General features: G+C 43.7%; 16 protein-coding genes. 8 read left to right on the plus strand and 8 right to left on the minus strand.

What is annotated here, in order from left to right:
• Positions 1 to 6: 6 nt before the first annotated feature.
• The 6 genes from nosZ (at position 7) to RCG19_RS08745 (ending at position 6,347) form a co-directional block, all read left to right on the plus strand.
• Positions 7 to 1,875: a Sec-dependent nitrous-oxide reductase gene (nosZ, locus tag RCG19_RS08720; protein WP_166240277.1), complete on the plus strand. Its 1,869-nt coding sequence runs from the start codon at positions 7 to 9 to the stop codon at positions 1,873 to 1,875.
• A 213-nt stretch (positions 1,876 to 2,088) separates the two neighbouring features.
• Complete coding sequence (locus RCG19_RS08725; protein WP_308110531.1) at positions 2,089 to 2,673, plus strand: hypothetical protein; 585 nt, start codon at positions 2,089 to 2,091, stop codon at positions 2,671 to 2,673.
• Complete coding sequence (gene nosD, locus RCG19_RS08730; RefSeq protein WP_308110532.1) at positions 2,670 to 4,010, plus strand: nitrous oxide reductase family maturation protein NosD; 1,341 nt, start codon at positions 2,670 to 2,672, stop codon at positions 4,008 to 4,010. The genes RCG19_RS08725 and nosD overlap by 4 nt, the downstream gene beginning before the upstream one ends.
• Positions 3,974 to 4,771, plus strand: coding sequence for an ABC transporter permease (locus RCG19_RS08735; RefSeq protein WP_308110533.1), 798 nt, complete (start codon positions 3,974 to 3,976; stop codon positions 4,769 to 4,771). Before nosD ends, RCG19_RS08735 begins: the two co-directional genes overlap by 37 nt.
• A complete protein-coding gene (locus tag RCG19_RS08740) occupies positions 4,768 to 5,445 on the plus strand; it encodes an ABC transporter ATP-binding protein (protein ID WP_308110534.1) in 678 nt (225 codons plus the stop codon). Before RCG19_RS08735 ends, RCG19_RS08740 begins: the two co-directional genes overlap by 4 nt.
• The gene (locus tag RCG19_RS08745) at positions 5,442 to 6,347 is read left to right on the plus strand and encodes a FixH family protein (protein ID WP_308110535.1); all 906 of its coding nucleotides are present in this window, start codon (positions 5,442 to 5,444) and stop codon (positions 6,345 to 6,347) included. Before RCG19_RS08740 ends, RCG19_RS08745 begins: the two co-directional genes overlap by 4 nt.
• Before the next feature lie 304 nt (positions 6,348 to 6,651).
• Here RCG19_RS08745 and RCG19_RS08750 read toward each other — a convergent pair whose 3' ends face one another.
• Together RCG19_RS08750 and RCG19_RS08755 are read right to left on the minus strand one after the other, a co-directional pair.
• Entirely contained in the window at positions 6,652 to 7,506 is an 855-nt protein-coding gene (locus RCG19_RS08750) for a Cof-type HAD-IIB family hydrolase (protein WP_308110536.1), read from the minus strand.
• A 115-nt stretch (positions 7,507 to 7,621) separates the two neighbouring features.
• Entirely contained in the window at positions 7,622 to 8,278 is a 657-nt protein-coding gene (locus RCG19_RS08755) for a DNA alkylation repair protein (protein ID WP_308110537.1), read from the minus strand.
• Between the two features lie 141 nt (positions 8,279 to 8,419).
• Between RCG19_RS08755 and RCG19_RS08760 the strand changes: the two genes are divergently transcribed.
• Entirely contained in the window at positions 8,420 to 8,563 is a 144-nt protein-coding gene (locus RCG19_RS08760) for a hypothetical protein (RefSeq protein ID WP_166240291.1), read from the plus strand.
• 91 nt (positions 8,564 to 8,654) lie between these two features.
• Here the strand turns inward: RCG19_RS08760 and RCG19_RS08765 are convergent, their stop codons facing one another.
• The gene (locus RCG19_RS08765; protein ID WP_166240293.1) at positions 8,655 to 9,755 is read right to left on the minus strand and encodes a PRK06851 family protein; all 1,101 of its coding nucleotides are present in this window, start codon (positions 9,753 to 9,755) and stop codon (positions 8,655 to 8,657) included.
• Between the two features lie 217 nt (positions 9,756 to 9,972).
• Positions 9,973 to 10,449, minus strand: coding sequence for a Cys-tRNA(Pro) deacylase (gene ybaK / locus RCG19_RS08770; protein ID WP_308110961.1), 477 nt, complete (start codon positions 10,447 to 10,449; stop codon positions 9,973 to 9,975).
• 242 nt (positions 10,450 to 10,691) lie between these two features.
• Here ybaK and RCG19_RS08775 point away from each other — a divergent pair, with 242 nt between their 5' ends.
• Complete coding sequence (locus tag RCG19_RS08775; protein WP_308110538.1) at positions 10,692 to 12,500, plus strand: TIGR04190 family B12-binding domain/radical SAM domain protein; 1,809 nt, start codon at positions 10,692 to 10,694, stop codon at positions 12,498 to 12,500.
• Positions 12,501 to 12,533: 33 nt separating this feature from the next.
• Here RCG19_RS08775 and RCG19_RS08780 read toward each other — a convergent pair whose 3' ends face one another.
• From RCG19_RS08780 to RCG19_RS08795, 4 genes are read right to left on the minus strand one after another with little or no spacing between them, the layout of a single operon-like run.
• Positions 12,534 to 13,241, minus strand: coding sequence for an ABC transporter ATP-binding protein (locus tag RCG19_RS08780; RefSeq protein ID WP_166240297.1), 708 nt, complete (start codon positions 13,239 to 13,241; stop codon positions 12,534 to 12,536).
• Positions 13,241 to 14,020: an ABC transporter ATP-binding protein gene (locus tag RCG19_RS08785; RefSeq protein ID WP_166240299.1), complete on the minus strand. Its 780-nt coding sequence runs from the start codon at positions 14,018 to 14,020 to the stop codon at positions 13,241 to 13,243. The genes RCG19_RS08780 and RCG19_RS08785 overlap by 1 nt, the downstream gene beginning before the upstream one ends.
• Positions 13,995 to 14,969 (minus strand): branched-chain amino acid ABC transporter permease, encoded by a 975-nt coding sequence (locus tag RCG19_RS08790; RefSeq protein ID WP_308110539.1) that lies wholly within the window; start codon positions 14,967 to 14,969, stop codon positions 13,995 to 13,997. Before RCG19_RS08790 ends, RCG19_RS08785 begins: the two co-directional genes overlap by 26 nt.
• Positions 14,970 to 14,984: 15 nt before the next feature.
• A complete protein-coding gene (locus RCG19_RS08795) occupies positions 14,985 to 15,866 on the minus strand; it encodes a branched-chain amino acid ABC transporter permease (protein ID WP_166240303.1) in 882 nt (293 codons plus the stop codon).
• Between the last annotated feature and the right edge of the window lie 65 nt (positions 15,867 to 15,931).

Raw genomic sequence — 15,931 nt, forward strand, 5'->3', positions numbered from 1 at the left:
AATTGAATGAAAAAATGGATTCCGATCGCTACCGGTTTGCTTGCCGGCTTCGTTGCGGCAACAATTACATTCGCTGATTTTTCCGCAAAGACGAATACGGAAGCGGCAGCAAGCACAAAGAGCGATGCTGAAAAGGTATATGTTCCTTTTGGACAAAAAGATGACTACTATTTATTCGCATCCGGCGGCCACTCTGGTCAAATGTTTATCTATGGTGTGCCATCGATGCGTAAAATTCGAACCATTCCGGTCTTCTCACAGGATTCAGCAACAGGTTATGGTTTTGATGAGCATTCAAAAAAATTAATGGGCGGCTATACATGGGGTGATCTTCACCATCCAGCCTTCTCAGAAACAAAAGGTGATTATGACGGAAAATGGATGTTTGCGACTGATGTCGGTAACAGCCGTGCTGCCGTTGTTGATCTAAAAACCTTTACCACAAAAGACATTATCAAGGTTCCAAACACGGCAGGCCCGCACTGTGCCGCATTCGTAACCGAAAATACCGAGTATATGTTCTTGCCTACTCGTTTCGCCGTGCCGCTTGGCCAAAAATATGAATCACTTGATGACTACAGTCAAAAATACCGCGGTGTTATGTCAGCCGTTACCTTTGACGAGAAGAACGTGAAATTAAATATCGCTTACCAGGTTGCCCTTCCACCATGGTCCTATGACCTTTCTGACGCTGGGAAAAAAGGCTCAGCCGATTGGGCAGTCATGACGACCTATAATACAGAGGAAGCCACAACCACAATGGAAGTCAATGCCTCACAGGCGGACCGTGACTATATTGTTCTTTTTAACTGGAAAGAGCTTGAGAAAATGGTCAAGGAAGGCAAATACGAAGAAGTGGATGGCCAAAAGGTCATTTACCCTGAAAAACAAAAAGGCGGTATTTATTTAGTGCCTGTAGCGAAATCGCCTCATGGTGTCGACGTTACACCGGATGGTAAGTACTTTATTGCTTCTGGTAAATTGGCCCCGGCGATGACCGTATTCTCATTTGAGAAGGCATTTAAAGCTGTTGAAAACAAGGAATTTGCCGGCGAACGCAACGGGATTCCTATTCTTAAATACAAGTCCGTCATGGAAAGAGAAGTAAACCCTGAAAATGCCCTTGGACCGCTTCATACCCAATTTGACGACAAAGGCATGGCCTACACAACGATGTTCATTTCTTCGGAAATTGTGAAATGGGATCCTAAGACGGGTAAAACATTAGACCGTGTTCCTGTTCAATATTCACCAGGTCACTCTGTTGCTGCTGAAGGCGATACGGTAGCACCTGATGGAAAATGGATTATTGCGCTGAACAAAATTGCCAAAGACAGCTACTTATCTGTTGGGCCATCACACCCTGAGTCCATGCAATTAATTGATCTTAGCGGCAAAAAGATGAAGGTCGTTCAATCGGCACCAGTTGATCCGGAACCGCACTACGCACAAATGATCAAGGCCGATAAGATTAAAACAATTGAAGTATATCCTAAGGATCCAGAGAATAAAGACGCTGTTTACAAACAAGGTGATACAAAAATTGTTCGTAAAGGCAACGAGGTTCACGTTTACGGAATTGCGATGCGCTCAAGATTCATCTTTGATTCAAAAGCAAAACGTCCGGACGAGATTGAGGTTAACCAAGGCGATCATGTCTTTATCCATTTAACCAATATTGACTTCGACGAGGATATTACCCACGGTTTTGCCATCAATAGCTATGACTTAAACATGGAAGTACAGCCGGGACAAACAAATACAATGGAGTTTATCGCCGATAAAGCCGGAACCTTCCCGCTCTATTGCACAAACTTCTGCTCTGCGCTGCATCAGGAAATGAATGGCTACTTCCTAGTAAAACCGAAGAATTAATAAGAAAAGCGGAAGCGCCTTGCTCAAGGGCGACAGGCATAAGACGAGCCGGCGAGAAGGTTGCTCTTTTTAACCTTCTTGACGAATTGGCTTATGACCCTGAGCCCCTAGGCGCTGCAGCTAGACAGGATCTATCTGTGGTGGGTATCAATTAAAAATAATTGGTACCCCTCTCTATTACCCTCAGTTTGCACTATAAAAGGAGTGGTTAACTTGAATGATAATAGTAGGAAAAAGAATAAATTATCGATTACCTCTTCCGTGCTGATCGGGCTTGCGGCCATACTCATTGGCGCCTCCATCTTCTTCCCTTGGTGGAAAATGGTCTTTTATGCCCCGCAATATCCGGAAGGATTGAATATCATTGTTTATCCAAACAAGCTTGCCGGGGAAATCGATATTATTAATGGACTTAATCACTATATCGGGATGTCTAACTTCGGTGAAGAAAATTTTCCTGAATTAGCCTACCTTGTTTACCTAATCGCTGGATTAGCTGTTTTGGCACTCGTAACAGCCATCCTCCGCAATAAGAAAGTGCTTTATGGCTTAATTAGCGTGATTGCCCTTGGTGGTTTAGCAGGAATACTAGATTTACACTTTGCTTTGCAAAAATACGGCTCTAATTTAGACCCAAAGGCACCCATTAAAATTGACCCATTTGTTCCACCGATTATTGGGGAAAATACAGTGGCTAATTTTATCACTCATAGTTTACTTGGCACAGGTATCTATTTCGTGATTGCCGCCTTTATTCTCCTATTTATTCCGTTATGGAAGGATCGAAAAATAAAATGAAAAAATTAACGCTCCTATCTTTGATTTTTTCACTTCTTATACTGATAAAACCTGAAAAAATGATGGCAGCCGAAAACCTGCAAGCGATGATCGACTCCATGAAAGAGGGAGCGGTAATAAAGCTTGAGAATAAAACGTACGAGGGCAATATCGTCATTACCAAACCACTGACGATTATTGGCTCAGATAAAACCGTGATCAAAGGGGACGGCAGCGGAAACGTGATTTCTGTTAAAGCACCAAATGTGAAGTTAAACAAGTTGACCGTGACGTATAGCAGCATGAACCGGAACTCTTCTGAAGAATATGCCGCTATCAAGATTTATACCAACAACAATACAATCGAACACATCCGGATCCGCCATTCCTTTCACGGAATTTATTTAAGCCAGGCTCACAAAAATATCATTCGCTATAACGATATTAAAGGGCTTGGAAAAGGAGAAATCGCCGCACAAGGCAATGGGATTCACGTTTTTTACGCCAACGATAATTTATTGTCCCATAACACCGTTGAAGGCACACGGGACGGGATGTTCTTTGACTATGCCAATCGGAATAAAAGCTATGATAATAACATCACCAATACTAGATATGGCCTGCATTACATGTACTCCGACAAAAATATTTTCAAACGAAATGTCTTTACCATGAACACGGGCGGTGCCGCCGTCATGAACTCGAACCATCTGAAACTAGAGAACAACCAATTTATCATTAACTACGGAAATCAATCGTTTGGCTTACTGCTACTGCAGGCCAACGATAATTATATAGCGAACAACACCTTTTACATGAACCAGCGCGGTCTCTACATCGACCAGGCTACAAGAAACACGATTAAAGATAACCGCATTGTCCAAAACCAGATCGGCGTAGAGCTGTGGGCGAGCTCCAACGACCAAACATTTACATTAAATAAGATTTCTGAAAATACGATTCCGGCCGTTACCCTCGGCGGTAAGGGGGAACGTAACGCCTGGAGCCAGCATGGCATGGGCAATGACTGGGGCGCCTCGTTCCCGCTGACCGACTTAAATCAAAACGGCATCGGTGACTTCCCGGTTACCTATCATTCTTCCCTTCATCAGTTGATTGAAGATCAAGAATTAACAAGCCTTTTTTTAAAAAGCCCTGCCATCACGATCTATGAAAAAATAAATGCGACACTTACTAACGATGAAGTCATGTTTAATGATCCACACCCGCTGGCAGCGGCCAAAAAGAGACACACTGGGATTCTACTCGTGGTCCTTGGGCTCATCGCAGGCTTGATTTTACTAAAAGGGAGACATCAACTATGCATTACATTTGGAAGGAATGGAAGGAAAACATAAGAGGAAAAGGACTTTGGCTGTCGTTAAGCATCATTGTTCTGATTTCAATCAGCATTTTGTTTCGTTCCTCTGTCCTTTCATTTGATAAAGGCTTTTATGTGCTCTTAATCAATTTATTTGATACGATTATTTATTTTATCCCGATCCTGTGCCTGTTTATCGGCGCCTTCTCCATCTTTCAGGAAAAAGAACAAAAGACACTCATTATGCTGTTAACGAAAAAAGACAATTATGCCAGTTTTTTAGTGCGAAAAAGTGCTGGGCTCTATATCGTCGTTCTCGTTCCGCTGCTGATTTGGTTCTTCTTGTATCTATTATTGTTAAAATTCAATTTTGGGATAGATTTCAAAGGTTATATGATCTTTGTAGCAGCGATTGTTTGTTTGAGCATGGTCTTCCTGCAAATGGGGGCCGCGATTGGCAGCTTTAGCCGCTCACGGATGCAGATTATTGGCTACACGATTTTTGTCTGGTTTTACTTTTTCTTTTTACATGATTTTATTTTGCTATCCTTTTTACCGGACGTCACCCACGAAAATGTCAGGCTCTTTTCATCAGCCTACTTTTTAAACCCGCTCCAAGCCGTACGAATGTTTTTAGAAACCGGCATGGGCGTGTATTCCTTCGGTCATATGTCTAGACTGCTAGAAAAGTTCATGTGGACGAAGCCTGTATTCTTTTTACTGGGAAATCTGTTGATCTGGCTTGCGGTTTCCTTTGGCACAGCGATTGTCTTCAACCGTAAGGAGGGATACGAATGATTAAAGTGACGGGCTTAAACCAATCCTTTGGAAGAAAAACAGTCCTGGATGGGGTCACGGTTGAGATTGGGCGCCATGAAATTTGCGCACTTGTCGGCCGCAATGGTGCCGGTAAATCGACATTTATTAATAGTCTCTTAGGCTTATTGCCTGTGAAGCAAGGAGCAATTGCCATTAACGGCATAGAAGTTTCCAAGAAAAATAATGAATGGAAAAAGGCGATTGCCTATTTGCCCGAAAAATTTATGCTTTATCCGATGCTCACCGGCTTAGAGAATATGACCTTTTTTGCGGAGGCTGTTTCTGGTGCATCAGATTTACCGCGGATTGAACAGGTATTGCGATCAGTCAGCCTTTGGGATGACCGCGGTGTGCAGGTAAAGTCGTATTCAAAGGGGATGCTGCAGCGTTTGGGGCTTGCCATTACTCTATATCAGGATTCCAGTATTTTGATTTTGGATGAACCGACAAGCGGGATTGACCCGCTGGGAAGGAAGGAAATCCTTGAGGTATTACGGTCGCTCCATGATAAAACGATCCTGCTTTCCTCGCACCACCTCGATGAAATTCGGCAGATTTGCACACACGTCGTCTTTTTAGATGAGGGGAAAATGGAAAAATTCACAGTGAAAGACTTTTTAGAAACACATCATTTAGGGGGAATTGAGTCATGAAGAAACGACTGATGTTCGCCTTGCTGCTGGTAATCGCAATGCTTGCCGGCTGTGGGTCCGGGCCTGACTATACAGTGAAAGTGACGAAGGAACTTTTTTACCAAAAGGATGCGGCAGTGCCGTTTGAAATAAAAGTAACCGAGGGGAAAAAGGCTGTAAAAGGGCTTGAGGTTTCCGCAGCATTCTCCATGGCCAATATGGACCACGGGACAACCGAAGTGAAATTAGCCGATGAAAAGAAGGACGGAACTTACTCCGGTGAGGTGGCGCTGCCGATGAGCGGTAAATATGAGGTAGCCTTTACATTGGAGAAGGACGGGAAGAAATCCGAGGAAGTCATTGACATCAACGTCGTGAAGGCCAAGGGTGTCGCAAAATTAAACGGTGAATGGATTACGAATGAGGATGTTTCTTTTTATAAGTTGATTAATCAGCTGCAGTTTGCAATTTCTCGGGAAACAGCTCAGAAAAAATACAGCGGTGCGCAATTAGAGGAAGAACTAGCCTATTTAGAGTCCCAGGAAAAGCTCATCGATGATAAAAATCAATTAGTCACGCAGATTATCCGCCTGCGCTCGATGGCGATGCTGGCAGAGGAGAAGGGTCACAAAGCGGATGCCGGAGAAGTGGATGCAGCCTTGGGGAAAGTACGCGACCAATATAATGGGTATGCATCCGCTGGAAAGTTGATTCGAGACTATGGCGAAGAGAAGTTCTGGTCAACGGAAAAACAGCAATACGAGATGATTGTTCTCGCACAAAAGGTGCAACAGGATTTAGTTGCTCAAGTAAAAAAGGAAAATCCAACAATGGCTGAACAGGAAGTCTACTTCCAGGCGCAAAAAAAATACGAGGAACTCCTCGTCTCCCAAGTAAACTCCTTAAAGATAGAAATTCTTTAGGGAGTTTCTTGGCTTTCCAGGTACATCCGCGTTCGTGACGGACTATTCCCTTGCCTTTTCTCCCCGATTAGTCCTTCATCGACCTTATGACGGACTAATCCTTTGCCTTTTCTCCTCGATTTGTCCTTCACCGACCTTATGATGGACTAATCCCTTGCCTTTTCTCCTCGATTAGTCCTTCACCGACCTTATGAAGGACTAATCCTTTGCCTTTTCTCCTCGATTAGTCCTTCATCGACCTTATGACGGACTAATCCCTTGCCTTTTCTCCTCGATTAGTCCTTCATCGACCTTAAACAAAATCCTATAACACTTCTAAAATGGCCTTCGCCACGCCGTGTTCGTTATTCGTATCCGTAATCACATCGCATAATGCTTGAATTTCATAGTTAGCATTCCCCATCGCTACTGATCTGCCGGCACGTTCAAACATCGACACATCATTATAGTTATCGCCAATCGCCATGGTCTCTGAAATATCAATTCCGCTAACCTTCGCGAAAGTCTCAAGTGCAATCCCTTTCTGGGCCTGTTTGTTGGTAACCTCCAGATTTTCATCACCTGATGCAGAAACAGCAATTTCCGGAAATTCAGCCAGTGCATTTCCCGCGGCCGCTAGTTTACGCCCATCAAATGAAAATACCAACATCTTATAGATTTGCACGGATTCGTCGGCGAAAAGAGATTCATAATCCTCCACAACCATGACCAAACCATCGCGCAATCTTGCCCCGGCTGCATACATGATCTCGTCGCGGTCAGCCTCTGGATTGGCGCTAAGGATAATATCGGCAAGCGTCGATACGGCTTTATCCGCATCGATCGTGCAGGCAGCCTTGTCCGTGTATACCTCAAAATACATATCAAGTTCGGTAAGCTTTGCTGCCACCTCACGTGCCAATTGTTTCGGAATCGGGGTGGCTGAAAGAATCTCTCCTTCTATCGAACGAACCTCTGCGCCATTCGTACAAATCATCGGGCATTTTAGGCCGGCCTCCCCTAAGACATATGTGGCCTCCTGATACGACCTGCCCGTCGCAACGACAAATTCAACCCCTTGGGCCTGCGCCTTTAAAATGGCCTGCCTATTTTCCTCACTAATTTGTTGAACCGAATTTAATAGGGTTCCATCCATATCTGATGCTATCATTTTAATCATGCTGATCCACCTTTTATGTAATTTGATCACTGTCAAACAGAAGCGCCTGGGCGCCCCCGCCTTTCATGTTAGTGCCATTCTAACACGGAACTGGTTAACAGTATCAGTTTGACGCTTAGGCCAAGTACTTACTGCCTTCACGAATGCTTAATGGTGCTAATGACTGCCCCGCAATAAACCTCTGCACGGAAAGAGGATTTGTCTTTGAGTATTCCCTTAATGCCCAGCCAATTGCTTTTTGGATAAAAAATTCCTTACTATCAGCATTTTGCCGTATGTATTGATAGAGCTTCTTTTCATTTGTCTTTTGTTTATACTTTAATTGAAAAAGAATCGCTGCCCGCCTGAGCCACATATTGTCGTGAACGGCCCAGCCATCAATCGTTTCTTCCACCACCTCTGGGAACATTTCGGCAATTTTTCCAACAGGCTTTGGGGCAAGCGCGTCAACCGTATCCCACCACGATTTCGTCGTAATAAGCTGCTCCATAAAAGGCAAATCGTCCTTCTGAAGCTTATTCATTATTTTTTCCAAATAAGTCAAGGCTGTATATTGATATTCTCTTTCCTTTTCACGCCAAAGATCTTCTACTAATTCCTTATTAAATGGCTCCCGTAGAACCCCGGTTTCCTTAAAAAATTGCTTTTCTAATTCCTTACGTAAAGGCGATTTGATTCCTAAAAATAAAAAATGTCCTTTCATATAATTCATCATCGGTTCGGCCAATAATTCATTACGGTTTTCCGTAAACAGTCTTGTTACTATCGCCATATTTGATGTCACCATCATTCATCCTTTCAAATTGGTTCTTTATTTATTCGTTCCACTATCCTCCATTTTCTCCTTTATTTATGCCGCATAAACGAGTCCCTCGACGCCACACTAACAATAGCTTAAAAAGGAGGGATAGACATGACGAAAAAATTGAATAAAGGAAGCCGCAATCAAAATTCCCCGCAAGCTGGACATGCTGAGGCAGAATTTGCAACGGAGTTTGTCAGTGGCGATAACAGCAAGGGAAAAAAAGCCAATCATACACAGAAAAGGAAGAAATAGATTAGCGAAAAGGGTCTGACCCCTCTATGGTAATTTACTGTACATACCATTTTATCTGAGGGGTCAGGCCCTGTAAAAGGCACCCATTTTATTAGCTCTTCGTACTCGCCCATTCTTTTATTTCCTCGGCTATCCGCCCTTGAATTTTTTCCACTACAGTAAAGTCCATTGCAGCCACATAAATCTCTTCCAACTCATCATGCAGATCCTTTGCCTTTGCAAGATAGCTAGTCGCCTCTGTCATTTTGCTTTTATATTTTGCGGCAATTTTACTAATGATCTCAGCAAACAGATCATCTGTGCCGGGCTCAATCAAAATCTCATACATATCAATGATCTCATCGCCATCACGGCTCGGGAAATACTCATGCGGTGCTGTACTGTCAAAAATAGCAATCCCGAGCTCCCGTAAGATCAACATATCAAGGCTATGCGGGTCAAAGCCGCAATGATAGATTTCAATATCGACGCCGCGCTCTTCAGCAGCAGCAGCCAGTTTTTTCAACATGGTCGATTTCCCAGACCCTGGACGCCCTTTTACGAAATAGCGTTTCGGAATCTCCTCGGTCAAATTCGGAACGAAGTCAACGGCTCCCATCGGCGTCGCCGCTCCTAAGAAGCGATGCCGCACATCTGAAGTCTTATGCAATTTCATTTTTCCAAAAAAGGTTTCAATTAACTTGTTCGTCAATTGGTCCGCCTTTTTAAAGTCCATGCTATTAATATAAATTTTTTCCCAATCATCATGGATTTCTAGCGCTTCCTTAAACGTGGCATACGCCTTTTGAAATGAGGCGCCAATCTGTTCAGTCAGCTTCTGAATTACCTTTTTCTGAACACTCAGGGCACGGGCATTCCAGGCCTCCCCAAGGTTTATATATTCCTCAACCGCTCCGGGTGCCTTCGGTTCAATCACATGCGGTGCCGTCCCATCAACAATACCCACCTTCAAGCTTGGGATTAGAACACCATCTATTGAATTATTATCTGAGGCACAATGAAGAAACTCAACATCGTATCCTTGTTCAATCCACTCATGGCCAATTTTCTTCATCAGTGATGATTTGCCTGTTCCAGGGCCGCCCTTTAGAATAAATAACCGGTCTAACCCTTGAAGATTGGAGTCATAAAGACTATGGAAGCCCCTAGCTGTATTCCCGCCGGCAAAATAATTTTTCACTTTCCCTGCCACTTATCAACACTCCCTTTAAGCTTTTTGCATATTACTTTGATTACTGTCTAGCTCCAGCACCTAGGGGCTCGGGGTCATAAGCCTATCCGTCAAGAAGGTTAAAAAACAACCTTCTCGCCGGCTAGTCTTATGCCTGTCACCCCTTAGCAAGGCGCTTCCGCTTTTCTAACTTATAGTATGCTTTTGCTGTTTATGGGTGAGTGCCTATTGAAATTTCTTACTTCACCAAATCGATCAGTTCCGCTTTGGTTAGTTCCTTTAAATTCTCAGGGGTGAGCACGATTTGTACACCAATTTTACCGGCACTGACAATGATCGAATCAATTTGCCGACAGCTTTCATCGAGGAAGGTCTTATATTCCTTTTTCATGCCAATCGGCGAGCAACCACCGCGTATGTATCCCGTCCATTTTTGAATATCCTTCACCGGAATCATTTCCACATTCTTTTCAGCCGCTGCCTTAGCTGCCTTTTTCAAATCCAATTCTTTAGCCACAGGAATAACGAAGACATAAATCGCCTTACTGTGTCCCTGCGCAACAAGCGTTTTATAAACCACTTTCGGATCCCGGCCAATTTTCTCCGCAACGGAAACTCCATCAATTTTCCCATCTTTATTATCGTATGTAAGCATGTCATAGCTGACTTTTTTTGCATCAAGAATGCGCATTGCATTTGTTTTCGCCTGTGCCACTTTTCCAAACCCTCCATCTTCAACATGATCCTTCGATAGTACTATCATAGCAGATGATCCAAGGTCATACACAAAATCACCCAAAATTTGTCACCCGTTTGTCACTCTCTTAGTCCATGATTATAGTAAACTAAAATTATCTTAAACTACTTACAAACATAAAGGCTGTACTTTTATCAAACTATCCTACAATGTGAAAAGAATCACAAAGTCCATAATCCAATTTCCTGAGGTGATTGTTAATGAAATACGACCTAGTACTGTTGCATGCACCAAGTGTATATGACTTTCGACAAAATTCCTTGCTCGCCGGGCCGATAAGCGATGTTGTCCCGTCATCGCCCGTGTTTGAAATGTATCCGATTGGGCTGACAAGTATCGCCGACTATTTAGAGCGATATGGGCTGCGGGTGAAAATTATTAATATTGCCAACCGCATGCTGATGAGTGAGAAATTTGATGTTGAAAAAAAATTAAAGAAAATCAAAACGAAGGCCTTTGGGATTGATCTTCATTGGCTGCCGCATGCCCATGGCAGTATTGAGCTTGCCAAAATCGTGAAAAGACTCCATTCGGAAACACCGATCATCTTCGGTGGGCTGTCCGCCACCTATTATCATAAAGAACTCATTGAATACCCATTTATTGATTTCGTCATGCGCGGCGACTCCACAGAAAAATTGATGCTCCTGCTGATGAACAAAATCGAGGCAGGCAACACCCATTATGCCGATATTCCCAACCTTACTTGGAAAAAGGGCAGTGAAGTAGGATACAATCCGCTTACGTATGTACCAAAGGATTTGGATGATATTGATGTGCCGGGGTATCGGTACACCATCCGCTCCGTGTTTAAATATCGTAACTTCCTTGACCCGCTGCCATATAACGGCTGGTTGCACTATCCGAACACGGCCCTTTTAACCGCACGCGGCTGTACACAAAACTGCCTGATCTGCGGCGGTTCAAGAGAGGCCTATGACCAGAACTGCAACCGTCATTCACTGGCATTGCGGTCACCCAAAAAACTTGTCGAGGACATTCAATTCATATCCCGCTTCAGCCGGGCGCCGATTTTCATTCTCCATGACCTTCGCCAGGGCGGGCGTGAATATGTGAGTGAATTTTTCAGCCGGCTTAAAAAATTGAATCTTAAGAATGAAATAGTCTTTGAATTATTTCAATATGCAGACGAGGAATTTTTCAAACAAATGAATGACAGTGTCCCTAAATACAGCATTGAAATTACCCTTGAAACCCATGACGAGAATATTAGACGTTACAACGGAAAATTTAGCTGTACAAACCAAAAGGTAATCCAAACACTCAACTACGCCTTGAAAAATGGCTGCAAAAAGATTGACCTGTTCTTCATGGTCGGGATTCCGGGGCAGACGTATAAAAGCGCTGTTGAAAACATAGATTTTTGCGAAACGATCCATCTTGCCTGTAACAAGGACCCAAGAATCTTTTACTTCGTTGCACCGCTGGCACCGTTCCTTGACCCGGCAAGTCCAGCCTTTGAACATCCGGAGATCCATGGCTATAAAAAATACTGCCATACCCTTGAGGATCACCGCATAGCGATTACCCAGCCGTCTTGGAAGCATATGCTCAGCTATGAAACGAAGGATATGACCCGCGATGATATTGTCAATTCTACCTATGAAGCGGCTAAAAAACTGAATGATTTTAAACTAAAATACAAGCTGATTGACCTAGAGGGATATCAAGAAATTAATGAAAAGATCGTGAAGTCGCGGGACTATATTGAAAAAATTGATCAGGTCCTTGCTTTACCTAAGGATGAACAAGTGGTCGAACTCGTAAAGATCCAAAAGGAAATAAGGGAAGTAAATGAATATAGTATTTGCGGTAAAAATGAATTAAAGTGGGAGGTCCAAAAGAATTATGCCAACTTCTTTTCGCTTGCCTTAGTTGGCATCGAGCAGCTTTATGAGGATTATATGATTACAATCAAGCATCGCCTAAGCCCGCAAAAACGGCAGCAATTCCAGCTTGACCCTGAACGAAGGAAATTGAAGATATAATAGGAAAGGTGTTGGGGGCTCCCCAACACCTTTTTAGTGCCCACCTAAGTAGGCTGCTCGTATTTGATCACTTTGGCTCAATTCTTCTGCTGTACCGGCAGCGACGATTTTGCCGGTCTCAATAACATAGGCACGGTCGGCAATGGAAAGGGCCATATTCGCATTTTGCTCGACTAACAGAATGGTCGTCCCCGTTTTATTAATTTCTACAATAATATTAAAGATGGTTTTGACTAATAACGGAGCAAGACCCATCGAAGGCTCGTCTAGCAGCAATAACCGTGGTCTCGCCATCAATGCCCGGCCCATTGCCAGCATCTGCTGTTCACCGCCCGATAGCGTTCCTGACAACTGCTTGCGCCGCTCATAAAGGCGTGGGAAGAGCTGATATACCTTTTCAAAGTCTTCCTTAATCCCTTTTTTATCCTTCCTTAGGTACGCACCTAACTCGAGATTTTCCTCCACCGACATGTTTGAAAATACCCGGCGGCCTTCAGGAACCTGGGAAATTCCCCTTTTTACAATTGCCTGCGCCACCTTACCGGCAACATGTTCATTTTCGAAGACAATTTCCCCATTCTTCGGCTTTAGCAACCCGGAGATCGTTTTTAATAGCGTACTTTTTCCGGCACCGTTCGCGCCAATCAGGGTCACAATTTCCCCTTGATGAATGTCGAGGGAAACGCCCTTCAAAGCATGAATGTTTCCATAGTAGACGTTGATATCATTTATTTTTAGCATTACGAGACCTCCTCGCCTAAGTACGCTTCGATGACTTTCGGGTTATTTCTGATTTGCTCCGGAGTGCCTTCGGCAATTAATTGACCATGGTCAAGCACATAAATACGTTCACACACACCCATAACGAGGAGCATGTCATGTTCAATCAGAAGAATCGTCAAATCAAATTTTTCGCGAATTAAAGAAATTAAATTCATTAATTCTTCCGTTTCCTGCGGATTCATCCCTGCTGCCGGTTCATCGAGCAAGAGCAGTTTTGGACCCGCCGCTAATGCCCGGGCAATTTCGAGGCGGCGTTGCTGACCATACGGCAGATTCTTCGCCATCTCGTGCATGACATCATCAAGCTTAAAGATTTTTAAAAACTCAATTGCCTTTTCTTCCATTTCCTTCTCGCCAGAAAAGTGGGAAGGGAGACGAAAAATTGAGCTTAGGATCGAATGCTTGGAAAGGGAATGATAGGCAACCTTTACATTATCCAGCACCGATAAATCGCTGAACAAGCGAATGTTTTGAAACGTTCGGCTAATTCCTTTTTTGGTAATTTTATAAGGGGCCTGACCATTTAATTTTTCACCGGCTAAGGAAATACTGCCCTCAGTAGGAACATATACACCCGTTAACAGATTAAAAAAGGTCGTCTTTCCCGCGCCGTTTGGACCGATTAAACCGACAAGTTCACCTTGTTTTAGTTCGACATTCACATCTGAAACGGCTTTTAATCCCCCGAAACGGATACCGGTATTTTCAACTTTAAGCAGTGGTGTTTTTGCCGTCATGGTGCACTCCTCCTTTAGCGGATTTGCCAAGTTTTAAGAAAGAGGTGATTTCCTTTGTTCCCATTAATCCTTGCGGACGGAACAGCATCATCACAATCAGTACAAGGCTGTAAATCACCATCCGCACCTCCGGATAATTGGAGAGGAAGGTTGAAATAATCGTCAACAGAATGGCCGCAATAACGGAACCCGACATACTTCCCAAGCCGCCAATTACGACTAAAATCAAAATGTCAAAGGATTTTAAGAAACCGAAGTTCGTCGGCTGGATGATATAAAAGTTATGAGCATGCAAGGCACCGGCTACACCGGCAAAGAAGGCGCCAATGACAAAGGCCATTACCTTGTAAAAAGTGGTATTGATCCCCATCGCATCTGCCGCAATTTCATTTTCACGAATGGAGATACAAGCACGGCCGTGCGTCGAGTTCGTAAAGTTAACAATCACCACAATCGTGATGGCCACACAGGCAACCAGCCAAGGCCATGTCGTTAAATGGGAGACGGTCATCCCGCTTGCGCCGCCAACATAATCAATATTTAATAAGATGATCCTGACAATCTCACCAAAGCCGAGAGTTGCTATCGCAAGATAATCGCCTCGTAATCGTAGTGTCGGGATCCCAATAATTAATCCAGAAATGGCTGCAGTCAAGCCTGCGACAACGATGGCAACCGGAAAAGGCAGACCCAATTTCATGGTCACAATGGCTGAGGCATAGGCACCAACGGCAAGGAAGCCGGCATGTCCAATCGAAAACTGGCCGGTAATTCCAATAATTAAATGGAGCGAAGCGGCAAGAATAATATTAATCCCAATGGAAAATAAGGCGTTTACATAAAAGGAATTTAATGTCCCGCCGTTAATCAGAAATTGAGTGACCACTGAAAAAATAACAACCACTGCCATTGTGCTCCAAAAACCTTTTGCTTTTTTTACACGATTCATTCTCTCTGCACCCCCCTAGACCTTTTCCCTGACATTTTTACCAAAAAGGCCAGCAGGACGGAAAATTAAGATTAAAATCAGGACAATAAAGGCCACGGCGTCTCGCCATAGTGAGCCTCCCATTGCACTTACAAGGGATTCAATAACACCCAACAATAATCCGCCGGCCATTGCCCCCGGGATAATCCCAATTCCGCCCAGAACAGCCGCCACGAAGGCTTTCAGTCCTGGAATAATTCCCATTAATGGCTCAATCTTTGTATAGTACATCCCGAAAACTACACCTGCGGCACCAGCAAGAGCTGAACCAATCGCAAAGGTGGCGGAAATGGTATTATTGACATTAATGCCCATCAATTTCGCAGCATCCATATCATGAGAAACCGCACGCATGGCTTTACCAATCTTGGTTTTATGCACAATAAACTGGAGGACAATCATTAAGAAGACCGAGACGGCTAAAATCAGGATAGACTGGCCGCTAATTTTAACACCGAAAATCTCTAAACTTTTTAAAGGAACGATCCCATTTGGATAAGCTTCAGGCTGGGCACCGCGAATATAAATGGTCCCGTATTCGATAAAGAGCGAGACACCTATTGCCGTAATTAAAGCGGCAATTCTAGTGGCATTTCGTAAGGGCTTGTACGCAATCCGCTCAATTAAAACGCCAAAGATGGCACAGGCCGCCATGGAAATAAGTAAGGCGGTGAAAAAACCTAAATCTAGTATAGTAATAGAATAAAAACCGATGAAGGCACCGACCATGAAGACGTCCCCATGGGCGAAGTTAATTAATTTTACAATCCCATAAACCATTGTGTACCCAAGGGCAATCAACGCATAAATGCTCCCCAGAGAAATTCCGTTAACCAGTTGCTGGATAAATTGTTCCATGTTTAGACACTCCTTAGAAAGGACTTCAACTTACTTCAAAAAAACAGAATAGGGAGACTAGCTCT

The organism is Neobacillus sp. OS1-2, assembly GCF_030915505.1.
Taxonomy (GTDB): domain Bacteria; phylum Bacillota; class Bacilli; order Bacillales; family Cytobacillaceae; genus Neobacillus.